Origin of the sequence: Rhizobium sp. YAF28 (assembly GCF_052113285.1) — a bacterium.
Taxonomy (GTDB): Bacteria; Pseudomonadota; Alphaproteobacteria; order Rhizobiales; family Rhizobiaceae; genus Rhizobium.
On the sequence record NZ_JBFRCX010000005.1, the window covers coordinates 407,770 to 424,649 of the forward strand.

Annotated in this window: 24 protein-coding genes; 1 reads left to right on the top strand and 23 read right to left on the bottom strand. The window is 61.3% G+C overall.

The features are described from left to right. Window positions 1-141: 141 nt before the first annotated feature. The 22 genes from AB4Z13_RS14365 to AB4Z13_RS14470 all read right to left on the bottom strand — a co-directional run bounded on the left by AB4Z13_RS14365 (window position 142) and on the right by AB4Z13_RS14470 (window position 15,282). On the bottom strand, window positions 142-555 hold the full coding sequence (locus AB4Z13_RS14365; protein ID WP_442206204.1) for a hypothetical protein: 414 nt from the start codon (window positions 553-555) through the stop codon (window positions 142-144). 35 nt (window positions 556-590) lie between these two features. Then, window positions 591-1,523 carry a phage tail tube protein gene (locus AB4Z13_RS14370; RefSeq protein ID WP_442206205.1) on the bottom strand — a complete coding sequence of 311 codons (933 nt, stop codon included), beginning with the start codon at window positions 1,521-1,523 and terminating at the stop codon, window positions 591-593. Next, complete coding sequence (locus AB4Z13_RS14375) at window positions 1,524-1,697, bottom strand: hypothetical protein (protein ID WP_442206206.1); 174 nt, start codon at window positions 1,695-1,697, stop codon at window positions 1,524-1,526. Then, window positions 1,697-2,116 (bottom strand): phage tail terminator protein, encoded by a 420-nt coding sequence (locus tag AB4Z13_RS14380; protein WP_442206207.1) that lies wholly within the window; start codon window positions 2,114-2,116, stop codon window positions 1,697-1,699. The genes AB4Z13_RS14375 and AB4Z13_RS14380 overlap by 1 nt, the downstream gene beginning before the upstream one ends. Further along, window positions 2,113-2,682 carry a phage virion morphogenesis protein gene (locus AB4Z13_RS14385; protein ID WP_442206208.1) on the bottom strand — a complete coding sequence of 190 codons (570 nt, stop codon included), beginning with the start codon at window positions 2,680-2,682 and terminating at the stop codon, window positions 2,113-2,115. Before AB4Z13_RS14385 ends, AB4Z13_RS14380 begins: the two co-directional genes overlap by 4 nt. Then, window positions 2,682-3,113: a gp436 family protein gene (locus AB4Z13_RS14390; protein WP_442206209.1), complete on the bottom strand. Its 432-nt coding sequence runs from the start codon at window positions 3,111-3,113 to the stop codon at window positions 2,682-2,684. Before AB4Z13_RS14390 ends, AB4Z13_RS14385 begins: the two co-directional genes overlap by 1 nt. Continuing rightward, a complete protein-coding gene (locus AB4Z13_RS14395) occupies window positions 3,113-3,757 on the bottom strand; it encodes a hypothetical protein (protein ID WP_442206210.1) in 645 nt (214 codons plus the stop codon). Before AB4Z13_RS14395 ends, AB4Z13_RS14390 begins: the two co-directional genes overlap by 1 nt. A gap of 100 nt (window positions 3,758-3,857) precedes the next feature. Then, window positions 3,858-4,754: a Mu-like prophage major head subunit gpT family protein gene (locus AB4Z13_RS14400; RefSeq protein ID WP_442206211.1), complete on the bottom strand. Its 897-nt coding sequence runs from the start codon at window positions 4,752-4,754 to the stop codon at window positions 3,858-3,860. Between the two features lie 12 nt (window positions 4,755-4,766). After that, the gene (locus AB4Z13_RS14405) at window positions 4,767-5,177 is read right to left on the bottom strand and encodes a hypothetical protein (protein WP_442206212.1); all 411 of its coding nucleotides are present in this window, start codon (window positions 5,175-5,177) and stop codon (window positions 4,767-4,769) included. After that, window positions 5,174-6,325 (bottom strand): phage protease, encoded by a 1,152-nt coding sequence (locus AB4Z13_RS14410; RefSeq protein ID WP_442206213.1) that lies wholly within the window; start codon window positions 6,323-6,325, stop codon window positions 5,174-5,176. The genes AB4Z13_RS14405 and AB4Z13_RS14410 overlap by 4 nt, the downstream gene beginning before the upstream one ends. 355 nt (window positions 6,326-6,680) lie before the next feature. After that, on the bottom strand, window positions 6,681-7,898 hold the full coding sequence (locus AB4Z13_RS14415) for a phage head morphogenesis protein (protein WP_442206214.1): 1,218 nt from the start codon (window positions 7,896-7,898) through the stop codon (window positions 6,681-6,683). A 2-nt stretch (window positions 7,899-7,900) separates the two neighbouring features. Continuing rightward, on the bottom strand, window positions 7,901-9,496 hold the full coding sequence (locus AB4Z13_RS14420) for a DUF935 domain-containing protein (RefSeq protein ID WP_442206215.1): 1,596 nt from the start codon (window positions 9,494-9,496) through the stop codon (window positions 7,901-7,903). Continuing rightward, a complete protein-coding gene (locus tag AB4Z13_RS14425; RefSeq protein WP_442206216.1) occupies window positions 9,496-11,148 on the bottom strand; it encodes a terminase large subunit domain-containing protein in 1,653 nt (550 codons plus the stop codon). Before AB4Z13_RS14425 ends, AB4Z13_RS14420 begins: the two co-directional genes overlap by 1 nt. After that, window positions 11,145-11,726, bottom strand: coding sequence for a DUF3486 family protein (locus AB4Z13_RS14430; protein ID WP_442206217.1), 582 nt, complete (start codon window positions 11,724-11,726; stop codon window positions 11,145-11,147). The genes AB4Z13_RS14425 and AB4Z13_RS14430 overlap by 4 nt, the downstream gene beginning before the upstream one ends. Before the next feature lies 1 nt (window position 11,727). Further along, entirely contained in the window at window positions 11,728-12,027 is a 300-nt protein-coding gene (locus AB4Z13_RS14435; RefSeq protein WP_442206218.1) for a VpaChn25_0724 family phage protein, read from the bottom strand. Further along, window positions 12,027-12,371, bottom strand: coding sequence for a DUF2730 family protein (locus AB4Z13_RS14440; RefSeq protein ID WP_442206219.1), 345 nt, complete (start codon window positions 12,369-12,371; stop codon window positions 12,027-12,029). The genes AB4Z13_RS14435 and AB4Z13_RS14440 overlap by 1 nt, the downstream gene beginning before the upstream one ends. A 237-nt stretch (window positions 12,372-12,608) precedes the next feature. Further along, the gene (locus AB4Z13_RS14445) at window positions 12,609-12,971 is read right to left on the bottom strand and encodes a hypothetical protein (RefSeq protein WP_442206220.1); all 363 of its coding nucleotides are present in this window, start codon (window positions 12,969-12,971) and stop codon (window positions 12,609-12,611) included. Continuing rightward, the gene (locus AB4Z13_RS14450) at window positions 12,968-13,273 is read right to left on the bottom strand and encodes an NAD(P)+ transhydrogenase beta chain (protein WP_442206221.1); all 306 of its coding nucleotides are present in this window, start codon (window positions 13,271-13,273) and stop codon (window positions 12,968-12,970) included. Before AB4Z13_RS14450 ends, AB4Z13_RS14445 begins: the two co-directional genes overlap by 4 nt. Then, window positions 13,263-13,988, bottom strand: coding sequence for a TIGR02594 family protein (locus AB4Z13_RS14455; protein WP_442206222.1), 726 nt, complete (start codon window positions 13,986-13,988; stop codon window positions 13,263-13,265). The genes AB4Z13_RS14450 and AB4Z13_RS14455 overlap by 11 nt, the downstream gene beginning before the upstream one ends. Before the next feature lie 76 nt (window positions 13,989-14,064). Beyond that, window positions 14,065-14,421: a hypothetical protein gene (locus tag AB4Z13_RS14460; RefSeq protein WP_442206223.1), complete on the bottom strand. Its 357-nt coding sequence runs from the start codon at window positions 14,419-14,421 to the stop codon at window positions 14,065-14,067. Between the two features lie 4 nt (window positions 14,422-14,425). Next, entirely contained in the window at window positions 14,426-14,629 is a 204-nt protein-coding gene (locus AB4Z13_RS14465; RefSeq protein ID WP_442206224.1) for a hypothetical protein, read from the bottom strand. After that, window positions 14,629-15,282 carry a regulatory protein GemA gene (locus AB4Z13_RS14470; protein ID WP_442206249.1) on the bottom strand — a complete coding sequence of 218 codons (654 nt, stop codon included), beginning with the start codon at window positions 15,280-15,282 and terminating at the stop codon, window positions 14,629-14,631. The genes AB4Z13_RS14465 and AB4Z13_RS14470 overlap by 1 nt, the downstream gene beginning before the upstream one ends. Window positions 15,283-15,355: 73 nt before the next feature. On the opposite strand from AB4Z13_RS14470, the gene AB4Z13_RS14475 reads away from it, so the two are divergent. Continuing rightward, window positions 15,356-16,219: a hypothetical protein gene (locus AB4Z13_RS14475; protein ID WP_442206225.1), complete on the top strand. Its 864-nt coding sequence runs from the start codon at window positions 15,356-15,358 to the stop codon at window positions 16,217-16,219. Here the strand turns inward: AB4Z13_RS14475 and AB4Z13_RS14480 are convergent. After that, a complete protein-coding gene (locus AB4Z13_RS14480) occupies window positions 16,194-16,859 on the bottom strand; it encodes a DUF3164 family protein (RefSeq protein ID WP_442206226.1) in 666 nt (221 codons plus the stop codon). The genes AB4Z13_RS14475 and AB4Z13_RS14480 overlap by 26 nt on opposite strands. Window positions 16,860-16,880 lie beyond the last annotated feature (21 nt).

The window sequence follows — 16,880 nt, forward strand, 5'->3', positions numbered from 1 at the left end:
CATCTTCGGTTTCGGTGGTTTCGGCCTCGAACGCGACGCCCCATTGCTTGAACTGGGCGGCTGTCTCCTCGGCGATCGGCGTGGCCTTCGCCCGATCGGAGCGGCCGAGGCGTTGGTTTGCCCATGCCTCGGCCGCCTGTCTCAGTTTCCCAGGCGAGCCTTGTCTTGGTCGATCGCATCTTGATAGGCGCGGTTGAGAGCCACGCGGATACGCTCCAGCTTCAGCGCGGCCGCGAAGCTCTCGTTGCTGAAGGGAATGACTTCGTCCTTCTCACCGATCACACCGCGCCAGTTCTTCACGACGCGGGTGAACGACGCCGTATCGAATGCATCCAGCTCGCCCTGGACGCGCTTGAGGTTCTCCTCGCTCGGATCTGCCTCGGCCGCCTTCAGCAGCTCCACGCGCATCGCGTCACGGTTCTTGGAATAGTCGCGATCGAGAATTTCGAGCTCGACCTCAAAGCTATGCTCGACAAAGGAGCCCGGCTTTTCCGGATCGGGCTCGATGACCTTCACCGGCCACCACACAGTCAGATTTTGAACAAGCTTAAACATGTGCCCTCTTCAAACGGCCTTCAAAGCCGCCTCGGTTACTTCACGGTGATGGTGAACTCGTCGTTGCCGGTCGGCGGCGTGAACATCAGCGGAAGGGTGTTGTTGACGATCTTCTGGCTTTCCCCATACGTCGGGCGGCCGATCTGCACTGCCGGCGCATCGAACTTGAAGATGTTGCCGGCGACCGTGCCGTGTTGAAGCGCCAGCGCTCCGGTCTGATGGGTCCGGGAGATGGTGAACCAGTCCTTCGTGGCGAGCAGAACAGCTTCCATGGTGGCCGACCCGGTCATCAGGCGATCGACGTGCTCGATGCTTTCCGAGCCGATCAGGAAGCGCGGCTCGATCTGGTTCGCCAGGTCGAACGTCACGCCCTCGCAGGCGCCCGTGAGAGCAAACAGCGACAATGTCGAGTTGGCCTTGTTGACCGGCAGAGGCTTCTTGAACGCGGTCAGCGTCAGTGGTGCCGGGATTGCGGCATCGGCGATCGTGCCGAGCAGACCCGTCATGGTGAACTGGAGGCGCGGGATCTGCGCCGGGCTGAAGCCGAACTGCAGCGTGCCGCGCGCACCGAGCAGAATGTGATTCACGCCGTCGACGTTGAAATAGATGCTCGCCGACTCCTGGGCCGAGGAGATCGGCTTGTACTGAACGTCGGTACCGGCCGTGACGACTTCCGCCATGGCGCAGGCGCGCAAGAGCGGGCCATAGGCCGGCGCGGTGCCTGCTACGCCAGAGCCGGCGATTTCGACATCGAACGCAATCGTTGCATAGGTCGTTGTCAGGATGACGCCCTGATGGCCCATGTAAGGCAGCACCAGGTCGCGGGAAACTTCACTGCCGACCGAGGGCGTGAAGTTGACGTTCGTCGCCTGGATGGCATTGGCGGCGCCGGTGGGAATGGCATCCGTCCCGTAGACGGTTTCCGGCTTCACCAGAAGCGCACGGTTTCGGAAAAAACGCTTTGCCATTTACTTGCTTCCCTTGCCCTTAGCGGTGCCCTCGGGCTGCGGTGCCGGAGCGTCCTCGGTTGTTTCGGCCGGTACGGGATAGACCGTGTCCGGATGGTCGGTGCGCTGGCTGAGCTTCAGCGAGCCGTCCGCCTGGCGGACGTAGGAGCCGCCTTTCCCTTCATGCTTTTCCATTAGTCCTGTTCCTCCAGGTAACGAGCTGAGCTGTAGACGTCCTCGAACCAGATCGTGCCGCTGATCGCCTGTTGAAGTTCGCCGGTGACGTGTTCCAGTGGATCGTCCAGGCCATCGGCCATGAAGCCGATCAGTTTGCGACGCACGTAGGCTTTGAGGTTTTCGATATCTTCCGCCGCCTCGAAATCGTCGGTACCGGAAAGGTTTTCGGTGATGATGACGACACTGATGTCGACGCCGCTGCGCTGCAGGACGCCGGTGATCCGATCGTTGGCGGCGGATCGCTCGGATGCGATGTAGACAAAGACAGCGGGGACCTGCAGCGGCCGGTCTTTCACGGCCGCCAGGCTACCGGCGCCGCCAGCAATCGCGAATGGCGTTCCGGACTCGAGGAGGCGATCGATGATGCTCTTAATCACTGAGGCTGCTCCTCAAGATAGTCCTGGCCGATCTGAAGGATCTCGCGGACGTCCTCGTTCGAAAATCCAAGATACGGGCGAGCGGGAATGGTGATCGTGTGCTCGCCGATGGTGATGTTGCGTGCGATCCCGCCCTTGGTGCCGGCTTTAACGAAGCGCTGCCGGCCGCCACGAACCTTCTTCAGCGTGGTGCGCTGGCTACGGGCGAAGTGCTGGATTTCTCCACCGAGCTGATGGACGGCCGCATAGAGAAGATTGGTCCCGACCTCGGCCGACAATTCGTCGGATCGCTCGCTGATGCTGCGATAGAGAGCCGTCGTGACGCGCAGAATGTTCAAGGCTCCGCGCTTGCGGCCGCGAGCAACCAGACGGTTCTGTGTACGTCGAGAGAGCGGCTTCCAGCGTGAGCCGTCTGGGCCGCTTTCCGTCTCGAAGCGCCTCTGGGTGCTGGAAAGCATATAGGCCGCGATGAACGACATCAGCTTTCCGGGATGGGTGGCCCGAAAGACAATGTTCTCGACTGCGGCCGAGGCCGTGTCGTCCAGGATGATCGGTGCGATCGCCATCAGAGGTGCCTCAGGCTATCGCGCGTAAAAACCCTGTTCGGAGCGACAGCACGCACGGAACCGCCACCGCTCTGAGGCGTGGGGACACCTTCGGCGTCCAGCGTGACGAGACCCTTCGAAACGTCCGCAAGCCACGTTTGAGCTTCATTGAAGCCGCGCGTGACAGCGTCGTCCTTCTCCGCCGCCTTGCCATGAAGGTAATACCGGGCGATGTCGCAGGTATATTTGACCAGGATCGCCGGAACGGCCGAGATCGGCAGGCGGTAGAGCTTCCCGACATAGCTGTCGATCAGAGCCGTCGCGTCGGTGAGAGCGCGCGCGATCGGCGTCGGGTCGATCGTCGAAGCCGGCCGGTTGACCTTGTCGGTCAACTGCACCAGCTCCTGCTCGCCGAAGCGATCGACCAGGTCCTGTTGGGAAGCGTAGGGCATCAAACGATCTCGACAGTCAGCATGGGCTCGGCGAGGAAGGCTTCGATCAGGTCAGGCGTCAGCTCGCCGGGATTGAAGTCCGTTCCAGTCGCAGAATGCGCCATGCCGCCGCGCCGGAAGCCGGCGCCCTTGGAAGTGACGCGAAGGCTCGAGGCGGAGCTGGCGACGTCAGTTTCGATATTGGACAGAAACGCGAAGGTGAGCGGATAGGCCACCTTGAATTCGTCCTTCGAGAGCCGCGCCCAGGCTGGAGCCGCAGCGGGGCTGGCCATATCGCCAGCCCCGACTTCCGCGGCCTCAGTGCCCTCGCTGGTATCGGTGGAATTGGTCCCGGAAGCCGATGCTTCCGCTTCCGGGAGAATGCTGGAGACGGTCGGTGTTGCCGCCTCGGCCGGATTGGCCTGGGTCGGTTCCGCGCCCTCCAACGGTTTCACCAGATCGACCGAGGTCGCGCCGGCAGCATCGCCGCTCTCTTCGCTGCGGGTATTGGTCCCGCCGGGCTCGCTCGTACCCGGCGGGGACACTGCAACGCCGCCGGCGTCAGCAGTGTCGTGCTCCGAATGAACATCAGCTTCCGTCGTGGTGGACGGTGCCGACGCATTGGCCGGAGCCTTGGAATTGGATCTATTCTTTGAAGAAGCCATGGAAGTGTCCTTCGGGAGTTGCGGAGAGGATCGCCATCGATCCCCTTCGAAATTCCCGCCCGGCGGGAGGATGCCGGGCGGAAGCTGGGTGGCGTCTGCCCTACGCCAGCCAGGGAACCATCAGCACCTCGGCCGTGCCGGCCCATGGGTTGCTCTCGCCGCCATTGACAAGGACGCTCTGGACGATGCGCTTGGCGGCGCCTTCGAGGCTCGGGCCTACGACCAGGAGCGTCGGGTTGATTGCCAGCGGCTGACCGTAATCGCCCTTCATTCCGGTCAGAGCGGCACGAGCTGCTTCGTAGTGCGCGACGTCGAGCGTCTGCTTGGAGCCCCAGGCCATCTGCCAGAAGCCGAAGCCGACCTCGCAGCGGCCATCGACGCCGTAAACGAATTCCTTCTTGAAGAAGTTGTTATCGTCCTCTTCCTTGTCCTTGCGGATGAGGTTCGTGAACGGCTTGCGGCTCTGGTAGATCAGCGGCTTCAGCGGGCGGGATACGTCCATCAGGAACCAGGGCGCACCATTGCCGCCGTCCGTGTTGGCAACCGAAATGGTGTTGCCCTTCTCGTCGAGAACCGGATGATCGGTGTCGAAGAAATACTGGCCGTCGTAGCACTTCGACGTGAAGGCGGCCTTCAGCAGTGCAAAGACGAGCGTGTTCGGGAACATCCGGGCATTCTGGCCGAGCGTCTCGAACAGCGGGCCATAGATGCCGAGATTGTCGTCCTCGATGTTTTCGCGCTTCACGCCCACGGTGCTCTCGAAGGAGCGGTTCTTCAGCGTGTAGGAGCTGTTGCCGATCGACTGGATGACGCGGTCGCCGATCCATTCGCGGAAGCCGGGGATTTCGCCCAGCCAGCCGTATTCGTTGGAAGCGGTCGAGGACGTAACAGTGGTGGCGATGCGCTCAAAGATCGGCTGCGCTGCACCGAGACCGCGCTGGAAGGCGGCATTGAAACCAACGCCGGCCGCGCGGAGATTGATTGAATTGATGTCCATCGTGGGAGCCCTTTAAGAGTACATGACCCAGACGCCCAGATCGTCGACATCATAGATTTTGCCGACGACGGACCTGGTGTTGCTGGCGGAAGTCTTGGCCACCGTCTGATCGTCGACGCCGTAAGCGTCGGAGCCGATATCGGCCTTTGTGATCAGATCGCCGCCCGCCGAGTTGTTGAAGCGGAAGGTGCCGATGGCGACCTCGACATTGATGGCTCCGGCGGCGCCACCCGTATTGTCGGCACGCTTCTCGACGCGGCCGGCGCCCTTGAGGCCGAGCGCAGTGGTGACGGGCACGGCATTGCCGGCGGCATTAATCGCGGCCTGGGCGCCGTAAAAGAGAACGGCGCCTGCAGCGACGGGGAAGACGCGGACGCCGCGCTCAACGCGTGGCGTGTTGCGATCTGCGGAAAGAGCGCTCACTGGCCTGCCTCCATGCTGGCTTTGGACTTCTTCATGTCCTCTTCGGAAAGACCCATCTGGCGCATGATGGCGACTTCGGCCTCACCGAGAGACGTGGTCTTGTCGCCGCCAGGATCCTTGGCGGTCGCGCGCTGCGCCGACGTGAGCACCGGCGCCTTGCCGGTGAACTCCTCAAACTTTTTCGGGTCCGACTTGTGAAGGGAGATCGCCCATCCCTTCAGCGCCGGCGCCAGCTTGCCGTCGCGGATCGCTTCGGCCACGGCGGTTTCAGCGTCGGCATCGGCATTCCGGGAGATGAGCGATTTGAGATCGGCCTGCATGGCCTGGACCTCGGCGATCGGCACATATTTGGTCGGATCGACGGCGCCGGCGGCATGGGCCGACTGGAAAGCCGAGACGATCTGGTCTGTCGTCGCGTCTTCCTTCTGGCCGGCGGCGATCGCAATCTTCTTGCGGTCGGCAATGGCGGACTGGACGGCCGTGGCGATCGCCTCGGACTTTGCGTCCTTTGTCAGACCGGCAGCAACGGCAATTGCCGTCGAGCTGGTCAGCAGCGAGTTGATGGCAACGAGCACATCATTCTCGCTGGCGCCATCGGCAAGACCGAGGGCGGCGAGTATCTGTTTCATGGATACCTCTGTTTGGTTGGCTGCTGAAAAAATCGAATGGGCAGAGACTTCACCCAGGTCGAGGTTCGGCGAGTTGGTGAGCGCTACGTTCTGAAGCGCGAGGATCTCGCCTTCCTTGGTGTGGAAGTAGACGGGCGAGAGATAGCGGTACTCTTTGGCGCCGATCGCGGCGGCAGCGGCAGCCGTCCATTCGACGCGGCCATAGAGACCATCGGCGCGGCCTTGCACTTCTTTGATCCAGCCCGAGGCCGGCGCGGGTTTGCCGTTCTCCTGCGACTTAATGCTCTGGTGCTCGTAGTCGACGAGGATATCCGTCTGACCGTGATAGCGGCGCGTCATCTCGGCAATGCGCTGCAGGCTCTTCTCATCGCCAGCCTTGAACGGGCCGCGACCGTCGCGGCCGCTGAAGGTGCCGGCGGGGATAAGCTTGATCCAGATGCCGTCAGCGGTCGCCGCCGAAATGTCGACGACGTGAGCGGACAGCAGGGAGGCTGCGAGGAGAGCGAGAGCGTTTTGCATGGTCCGACAATGCCAGTCGGCCATAGCCCATAGAATTCCCTGGGACGTGGGAGTGAAGTCAGATCAAATGCGAGAGGGGATGGGTTCAAAGGTAACGTGCGCCAAACCGATCGGCAATGCCGGAGGGGATCGAAATTTGAAGCCGATTTGAAGCCCGTGGACGCGTTTTGAAGGTCTGGCGGCCACAACCGGCTATCGGAGGGGGTGAAAGCGCGTCTACGGGCAGAATTTGAAGGAGAGGTTTGAGCGTGCTATATACGGCTTGTGCGCGTGACACGGTGATACTCTCGCGGCCGTGGCACCATCTTCGGATGGGAGCATCATGTAGGGTTCGAGCGAGGCCCTACCGCGCACGTCACTCCTTCCTTCGATCATAAATGACCCTCGCGCCTGGTCGCGACACGATCGCCGGAATTCTGTCTTCCGTCGTGAACCTGAAGCTCGTCAGAAACGCGGCCTTCCTGCTCTTGGTGGATTTGATCACGGCATGCAGCCAGCGGCCGTTCGCCAAGCGAAGGAAGACGATCGACAACGCTCCATCTTGGACAGCGACAGTCGCCGCCGAGAAGAGGCTCGGCAACAGCCGATAGTCGTCGACAGTCAGCTCGGGATGACGCGCCAGTTGCTTGGCCATCGTATCGGCCGACAGGAGGGCCACGCGGGAATCGAGTGAAAGGGCCTCAGCGATCTCGGGCGCGATCGCCATGACCGGCATGCTGCCCTGCGGACGATTGATGAACCGCTCGAACGCGCTGCTCGCCACCCGCTCCTGGACTGCGGTGTCCACCAGCTCGGGCGCCGCGTCGGCGATCTTCTCGGCAATGGTCTGGTTGACGCGCGCCTCATAACCGGCGCGGCCCGGATTGTATGCCCAGCCCGGATCGATGCCATCCGGCACGCGCATCACTTCGCCGGTGCGCTTGTTCACAAAGTTGCGGAACGTGTCTTGCGGCGGTTCGAACTTGAGATCCTCGCCCTGGCGCTGCAGTCGATCGACGTCACGCTGGGAAAGGCTCTGCAGCGTGCAACGGCAATTCCAACCGCAAGGCGGTGCCCACATATCCCAATAAGGATCGTCCACGGGCAGCACCAGATTGTGCCTGGCGCGGTGAGCCGGCCGGGTCCGATCGTCCAGGAGCGCGACATAGCGCAGATATGGCCGCGCTGCCTTGTTGCGCTCAAAGCTCGCCCAGTGCCCGGCTGCGTAAGAGACACGCATATTCGTGTCGAAGATCCGCTTCAGCCGGCTCGTGCTGCCGAGCTGCGCCGCGACCAGGTCGCCGGTTGCCGGATCTTCAACGAGCTGCTTGCCCCACCATCCTTTTGCCTGGAGCACCGGCTTCAGGTCACGCGAGAAGTCGCGGACGGTTCGACCTTCCTTCAAAGCCTTTTCAAGCGCGTCGGAAATGTCGCTCAAAATGTCGAAGCCGGCCGACTTCGCGACTGTGAACATCGTCGCGTGATCTTCCTGCCAGGCGTCCTGCCAAGAGAAGGAAGCGACGAGGTTTGGCTTGCGCTGCGCAAAGGCGGCGATCGCCTCTGCAGGAGGGACCGACTTCAGCTCGACAACCAAGATCAGGCCTCATCGCTCAAGGGATCGTCACCGAACCCGGCAAGCCGCGCCGCGAAGACCGCCCGGGCAAGTCTCTCGGCCAGGGCGTCGACGTCCATCTGCCGGAAGTGGTCGGCGAGGATACGGCGGGCATCGTCGAGGCCGCCCGCGTTCGCGAGCTTCTCCTCCAGTCCGTCGATCATCGGTGCGACGGCCCAGCCGTCATCTTCGATCATGCTGTCGATCGAGCGGTCGATCGCGTCAGCGGGAGGCGTGACTGCCCCTGCTCGATGCGCCGTGATGCCGATCGGCTTCCGCTTGCCCTGCGGCGGCTCGATCTCGTCTCCACCTTCGTCGGCCTGCGCTGCTGGCGCGCGACTGGCGGCAACGAGCAGCTCCTCGTCGGACTTCGGCTCGGCAAGGCCAAGCTTGTTGCGGACGACGCCCTGCCCGACCTTGCCGCCCATGTCGACGAAGGTCTTGACGTTGCCCATCCACTTGTCGAGGTCGACCGCCTCGGGGCGGCCGATCTTGATCAGCGGATACTTCTTCTGCGGTCCCTTGTTGAGGTCGATGTAGGGCTTGACCAGGTCGCGATTGAGCGAGGCCGCGAGTTGCTTGGCATCCGACCGCTCGATGTCGGCCTTGACGCCATCGTGGACCTTCGCCTGGGCATAGCCGCTGGAACCGCTCATATCCGTGGTGCCGGTTTGGCCGAGGACCACCTTCGACACCTGTCGATCGAGCCAGTCCGAACGCTTTTCGTAAAGCTCGTGCGATCCGGAAATATCGGCCTTTACGAACTCCACGGCCATGCTCGCCGGAACGATCGCGGAATAGTCGACGCCGATGTTGGCCACCGCCTGCAGGAGGATCGCCTTGTCCGCCTCGCTGGCACCCGGTCCAAACTTTCCAAGGCGAAGCGGCTGGCCGTAGGCCTCGCAGAAGATCGCCCAATCTTTGCCCGCAAAGCTCTTGAACAGGAAAGTCCAGCAGACAGCCCGCGCGAGACCGCCACGGATCGGCAGGCCAGATTTAGCCTTCGCCTGGTGAAAGATCCATTTGAACGGCGCGAGCAGCTGGTCGCCGGCCGGATCGCGCAGCAATGGCGTCTCGCCATCCTCATCGGCAAATCGGAACCAGCGCGGATCGCGCCACTTCAGGGCAGAGGGTTGCCACTGCTTTTCCGAAGTGTCCCAGATAATCTCGGTGCAGGAGAAGCCCTTGCCGATGGCGTCGAGGATATCGACAAGCTCGGTCTCGAAGGCGTCCCGCTTGATATATTGCCGGATCATCTCGGCGTTCTCGATGTCTTCCGGCGTCTCGCCAGCCTCTTCGACGGTGATCTCCAGTCCGGACACCTGAAGCTTACGGCTCCCTAGCACGCCGGCATAATGCAGGTCGCGCTCCTCCATGTCCTCGGCAAGCGCAAGATAGGCTTCCGGATCTCCGTTGACGCTCGACCGCAACAGCCGGGCGAGCTTCCCAGGCGTCAGGCCGCTTGCCTGGTGTTCCGTGTTCGGCCGTCGCACGCCGGCCATTGTCGGCGCGGCCTGCTCCTTCTTCAACGCTGCGGTGCTGATCGGATTGCCGTACTGGTCGAGGAGCTGCGGAGCCATCAATAAAGTCCTCTCGATCGGCGCATGGACGCAAGCCGATATGGCGCTCCATCGTCACGATCGGTGTTGGGAGTGTCGAATTTCGAAGGGGCCGGCGGCGCGGGAACATAGGAGAATTCCGTCCACTGCATTCGGCTGGCGTAGTAGGCGAGCGCCAGGGCAACCGCATAGTCCCCGTGGCGCTTCTTGCTTTCGCCACCGGTCCTGACATCGGGAATGCGCGGGATGCCTCGGATGACCTTCACCAGGCGAAGGTCCGACATATGGTCGGCGTTCTTCGAGATCGAGATCGCGCCGTCCTCGAATGCCACTTTGAGCGGCGGCATTTCGGTGCGGTACCAATCCGAATTAGAGGTGAACTTGATTGCCTCGACGAGGCCGGCCGGCTGTTCCGCAGTGCGCAGCCCGAAGTCGCGCCCCATGTCTTCGGCGACGGTCCATCCCATCCCGGTCGCATCGAAGGCAGCACCGACGAGGCGTTTTGCCGATTGTAGAATGGTGCGCGTGACGAGCTTTTGTTCGTCGCCCGGAACGTTGCGCATTTCGACGGTTAGCGCGCTCCGGCGCTGCATATCGAGCGTGATCGCCAGCAGCGTGGCAACCGAGAGGTCGGAGACGCGGGCGAAGTCGAAACCGAAGGCATGAAGGTGCAACGGATTGAGCGCCGCCAGTGCCTCATGAAGCTGTTCCAGGAACGGCCCCATCAGCGCCTGTTGCGCGAGCTTGTCGAGCTGCAGATAATTCGCCGGCAGCTCCAGCGTCAGGACCGGCGCATCCGAGGTCATGCGCGCCTCGATGAGCGGTCCCGTCAACCAGGCGCCGTTACCCATCGTCGGGATGCAGAACAGTTCCTCATCGGCACCGTCGCCGTAGAACTTGATGATCTCCTGCCGCCACTCGGCTTCCGCTTCCGGCGTCCACTGCTTGCCGGTCACGAGGCAGATGCGCTCGTAAAGGCCCTCCTGCAGCGCCTGGTCGAAATCGATGCGCAGATGCTGATAGTTCGATCGGCCGCCAAGGATGTCCTGGATCTGCAGATTGAACTCGTTTTCGGTCCCGTTGTGGGTCGAGCAGACAACCACCTGGCCGCCCCACATCAGGAATGCCAGGGCAGCTTTCAAAAGCTCCTTGAGATTGTCGACGAAGGCGGCCTCGTCGATCATGACGACGCCCTGCTTACCGCGTAGCGATCGCGGCGCCGAAGACAAGCCGATAATTTCGAAGCCGGAGGCAAACCGGATGCGGAACGCCTGGATCGACCGCTGCCCCTCGTCGTCGCCATCGTCGAAGAGGAACTCTTCCATCTCGAAGGCGGCGCTGGAGAAAGCCCGCGCCCACATCGCGCATGCGTCGATGAACTCGCGCGTCATCTCCTGCGAATAGGAGATATACATCACGTCCATGCCGCCGGCCTGCTTGGCACGGCCGGCGCGCAGAACGGCATAGGAGGCAAAGCCCCAGGTCAGGCCGATACGTCGGCTCTTCTCGATGAAGAGAACGCGACACCCGGCACTTTCAAGAAGGGCGATCGTGCGCCGCTGATAGCCCAGCAGAGCGCGCCGTTCGCCGTGCTGCTGGACGAGATCGAGGACCGTGTCGCTCGACAGCCGCCGCAGCTCGGCCCATTCCTCTTTTGTCGGGAGCGCCGTCATTTCGTAACGCCCAGGATGCGATCGAGGATCTCGTTGGCGCCGTCTTCGGTGAGCCCCTTGACTTTGGCAACGGCCTGGACGGCTTCCTTGGCCCTGTCGGCAAATTCAGCCTCAGCCTTCTGCCGGGTGGCAAGGGAAACACCCTGTGCCTGGGTGGCAGATCGCAACGCGTTCGCGAGAGACATGGCACCCTTAGGATCGAGCCCGGCCTCACCGGCATTGGTGAGCAGCTCGAAGACAAGCGTCTTGATGGCCTCGGCCGCGATCAAGGTGAGGTTGTCAGAAGCCTTGGCATCGAACTTTTCGGCAATCGTGGCGGCAATCTCGCGCGTCTGGTTGAGGCGGCTGGAGAGTGTCGCAAGCTTGATGCTGTAGCGGTTGAAGGCCGAAAAGCTCGGAATACGGAACTCCAGCTCACCGCGGAACTCCCGCTGAAGCGCTTCCATCTTGCCGACGAACTCGGAGTAGATATCCGTCTGCGTACGGTCGCGGTCCTGCAGCTCGCGCGCTGCCCAGGCGACGATTTCAGAGCACTCTTCCGGCAGAAGCTCGATACCAGACAGGCGGCTGCGTCCCATCTCACACCTCCGGCGAAGGGCGGGCGATGCCTTCGATGACCGATCGGCGCTCGACGTGGTCGATGCCGGCGCGCGTAATGCTGGCGATCATCACCGTGCCCGCCAGGACGACAGTGACGGCGTCCAGCTCCCTCAGCTTGTTGAGCTGGGTTCGGACATATTCGCGGCTGCGGTTGTGACCGAAGGTGAGTAACAGCTGCGTCAGAAGCGCTTCGTTCATGCGGCCGTCGGTCTGATCGTTCAGGCCGCGAAGGATGATGAGGCGAGCGTCCCGCGCCGAATGTTCTTCAAAGGAGACCATTATCCAACCTTGCTATCTTCTCTCAGCCAGTCGTCGATGCGGTGCACCGTCCGTTGAACGCTGGCCACTGTTTCCTTCATGGTGCCGACAGCACCGCCAAGTTCACTGATCGCCAGCTTCAGGTCGTTGACCTGGTCTTTTGTGGGCAGATGCTTCAGCTCGCCCTCGATGGACTGGATGCGGCGATCATGGTCGATCAGTTTCGCTTCCTGCGACGCCTGTTTCGTCCGAAGCGCTTCTTCCCCCGAGGAAGCCCAGCGATTGAGGTGACCGACGATCGCAATGACCGACAGGATCGGTGAGCTGATGATCGATGCCCACATGAAGAGATCCTTCAGCTCCATCAGGGTGCCACTCCATCGGCGGCATCGATCGCAGCCACTGCGGCGGCACGGCGCCGATCACAGGACCGGATCTCGAAGCGATCGGCTGAACTCATGTCAAAAACCTTGTCTTCAGGTGCGTTGCCAGTGGCCGGATCGACCTCGGGCCTTGGAGCGGTCACGCAAGTGCGCCGCCATTCATCGGGAACGGGAATTTTGGCAGGGCTTGCCGCGATCGTAACGACGGGCCGCTCGCAATCAGTCGGGGAGCAAGCCGACACGATCGCCGCTAAGGCCACAAGCGTTGCCATGTGGAAGAAGCGCATTCTGTTCCCTCAATTTGTGGAGCGCGATTTGATCGGCACGGTTTTTGTCGGCCATGTCCGATTGGATCCTGATGATTGCAGCGGCCTGGTCGGCAGCTCGCTTGTTGAGGTCAGCGTTCGACTTCTCGATTTTGGCAGTCCAAAAACTGTCTCGTTCCCTGCCCTTCAGCGCGACCGCATCGTCGATCATGCCTCGCAGCTCGCGCAGGCCCAGCACGACCAAGATCAGTACGGCGATCGCGAGGACCGCCGCTCCGATGAACCGAGCCGCCGGCTTCGAAAACAACTCGATCATTGCACTTCTCCGGACGCGCTCGGCTCGTCCCTCGGATTGTAGGGCGCTGCGGTCGAAGCCATTTCTGCGGCGGCGCGGAAGTCTTGTGCGCCGGTGATGCGATGGATGCCGAGCATGCCGGCAATGAGGAGGAAGGTGCTCGGTGTTATGACTGGCGCCAAGGCGACAGCCTCCGAGGAGTGGTAGACGATCGCGCCGATCAGGATGAATGTGTTTGCGAGCCATGCCAGCCAGAAGGACGCCCAGAGCTGCCGGCGCGTGAGCGTATAGCTCGGCTTCAAAGAGCGGTGATCAGGCTTCATTGTGGGAGACCTCGCCGTTCGGCTGAAGACGGATGCGGCCAGCAACTGCGCTCTCGCCGGTCTTCGGCCAGCGGATCCCGACACAACGAGCCTTTGCGACCCGCGTGATCGAAACGGAATTGCTCTGGTTCCCGCCGAGGACGTGATAGCTCTCGGCGTCTTCCCCGACATAAAGGCCGACATGACCGCCACCCTCGCGGCTGAAGACGAGAAGCGCGCCGAGCGCCGGCTCACGCAGCCCCTGGCCAAACTGTGCCCATGCCAGGGCGGAAAGCGGGTTGGACGGAAGTGGTTCGCCCGGCAGGGTCAGGCCGAAGCAATGCGCCATGAACAGGCCGCACCATGCCGTATCGTCATCCTTGTAGAAGGAAGCGACCCAGCCGCCGAGAGCCTTTGCCCAGGACAGGATGACGGGATTGGATTTCGGGCCAGAAACTTCTCGAATGCCGAGGAGACGGCGGGCTTCACGCATCCAAGAAGGTTCGGCCGGAATAGAAGGCGCTGTGGGATCATTACCGAACAGGTCGCGCGAGTTTCCGGTCTGGCGGAGGACTGCGACGGTTTCGTCGTCAGCCAGGCCAGTCACCTTTAGTCCCTCGGCCTGCTGAACCCTTTTGATCGCCTCGATTACGGCGCGTCCATAGGCACCGTCAGAAACGCCCGAATACGCTCCGTGAGCGCGGAGGCGGCTTATCAGCCACGCGTCGAAATTCATGATTTGCCCCTGTGTCAGTCAGGGGCAAATTGACCTACTTCTGCTGGGAAAACCGGTCTAGCGAACGTGGGGAGGATCAGAAGGGGAAAGAAGTCTGCCGATCGCGGCCGTCGCGATCATTCAAAATGCGACGGACGGTTTCGTCGGCTACGCGTAGCTCGCGGGCAATGGCAAGGGTAGACAAGCCTTGCGCCTTGAGCTTTCGAACCGTCCACTCACGGCCGATCGGAACGCGGCCAATCTGACCACGTCCAAGGGACTTGGCAAGAGCCCTCATCCCGTCGACGCCCACGACCTCGACTACATCGCCACCGCTCCGGGGATCGGCCGACAGGTAAACGGGGGAACCGCCGAAGCGCATGACGAACTTCAGCGTCAAGTCCTCGCCAATCGCATCGACGTAAGGCTGGAGATTTTCGGGGATCTCGATCATCGGCTTAGCGCCTCGTCCGATCGTGCAACTCGTTTTCGAGTTCCATCTGCCGAAGTGTGATCTGCCGGACGCGCTCCTCCAGGGCGAGGCGCTTGTGCGCGTGCGGTCTCAGTCTCGAAATTCGGACGAGCAGCTCCTCACGCGTCTCCTGGAGGCGGAAATGTTCCGCCTGCTTTTCCCAGGTGAGGAGTGGGAGCTGCGCGTCCATCAGGTTTCGCGCTCCGCGCGATGCTGGCGGATCTGCTGTCCGAAATGGTTCATAACGGCTTGCCAGCCGGAGCCCGTCACCTCCTGAAGCATTGCCGCCCCGGTCAAACGTAAGGCCTCCTGATCGAATCCCTTGCGCGCCATCAGGTTTGCCTCGGGTGCCAGTATCCTCCATTGCGCCCAGGCAACCTTGGCGCCATCAGCAGAGAGCCAATCATATCCGTTGGCGTTGCCGTACGAGACGCCCGCTTCGCGGCGGATCCAACTTTTCAAGGCTTCAATCGCCCGATTGGCATCGTCGGCATGGACGAGAAAGCGCGTATGGTCGATGCCTGTCTGACGTTTTACAAAGGCAACAAGAGCAGCGTCGTCACGCTCGCGGACAATGCCAAGGTTCCAGGCGGCGATCCAGAGCGCCTGGAGCTTCTTCGAGTATCTTCCGGTAAGCTTCCCTCGCCCGCCGGCGCGCCGAGCCGCCGGAGCAGGCGCGAAACCTTCATTGCGGAAAACCGTGAGCACTTTTTGACGCTCGACTTCGGTCATGTCCTTAGCCGATTGCTTGCCCGTGATAAGAGCCAGCTTGGCGCGATAGGTATCGTCATCGAGACCCAAATGTTTCTTCGCGATATGCATCGCAGCGATTGAAGAGGTCATTCGCTCACACCCGACTACCGAATCGCGGAGAGCTGCTCCATGCTCCGGGCAGGCAAGCGGGAGCCGGAGCCATATGAAAAGCAATCGAACGAAGATCGGATGGACCATTGCCGCGGCGGTCGCGGCAGGGGTCATTTTTCCAGCTCTCCTGGGTGAACCTAGAAACGTGTCGGGCCAGATTGGCGGCGACTATTGGCGGAACTTCATCTATGATTTCCAGACGCTTATTGCTGGCGTCGCAGCCATCGTCGCGGCCTATGCAACCGTCAGGCAAATGCAGGCGACTGATGTTGCCGCGCAGGATCGGCATGACCAACTTCTTGCCAGCGCGAGAGAAAATGAGCGAGAAAACCGTGAGAGGCACAATCAACTTGTCGAGATGTCTGTTCGGAAGGACAGGCTTATCGTTGAGCGTTTGATCGTCCCTCACCTTTTCGAACTCGTGAGGGCCAAAGACAAACTCCGCACGTGCATCATCGAAATTCCACAGATCAACGACGTTTCCGATCCAGCACTTCAGGACACTAAGAGCCGTGCGCGCACCGCAGTTACATTTGGATCCAAGGCCTTCGAGTTGAAGTCTCGTCAAGCTTGGATTGAGGCAGCCCCTCTGCTTGACGGATTGACAACATTTCACGCCGAGGGAATGCAGCGATACAGCAGTATGTTGGTTGAAACGGCGAAAGCGGTTGAATCTTATATTGTTAACCCGCTGGTTGATGACGGAAAACTTGGCATAGCGCCTATTGCGTATTCGAGTCAGATGACTGGCAAAACCGTTGAGGTCCTTCAGGATTGGGCAAGCGCATACAACAGCGCTCTCACACATTCCCTGCGCGAGATCGATGACGTTATTTGCGGTCTGGAGAGGCTCCGAAGCGAGTACGGATTGGGAGGTAATGCGCATCTCGCTAAACCTTCGCCAGATCAATCGTAATGTTCTGCCACTTTTTCTCGATTGAGCCGCGCTTGTAGAAGCGAACATACTCCTTAGAGCCGGTGACCCGCATGGCTTCGCGGATCGCTCGCATGGCGTCCTGCCAACGCGGGTCGTCAATATCGAGCCGCAGCAGCATGAAGATCTCGGAGCGATTCACCTGCCCTTCCTTCTCGGTATTGAAGGCCTTGGTGATGACTGCGCGTATCTCTGGCCGACTGTCTGCTGACCATTCCATAAGGCACTCGTCGAGGAGCTTCTTGGCGACCTGCAGCTGCGGGCCGAAGTCGATATAATCGGATATCGCCACCTGCACTTTCATTAAGCCATCGAAGGTTTGGTAAGTTCGGTTGCCCTTGGCGCCCCCGATCTTCGAGGCGTATTCCTGGGCAAGGAGAGCGTCGAACTCTCCGAGATCTGTCATGGTATGGCCCCGGAAACGTTCAATCTGTGCTGATAGCTGCATTGCGAAAGCGATTATCTTGCGGACGACTTCGTCCTCAAGCTTGTGCTCGGCCTTCACGTTCTCCAAGGGCACTAAACTGCCCTTGGCATCCGACATGTAGTTTCTGCCGTTGACGACGGTGATGCCGGCAGCGGCCTCTGCACGGGTTTGCTGTTCGATAATAACGCTTTCCATTCGATTGATCCTTGGCTTGAT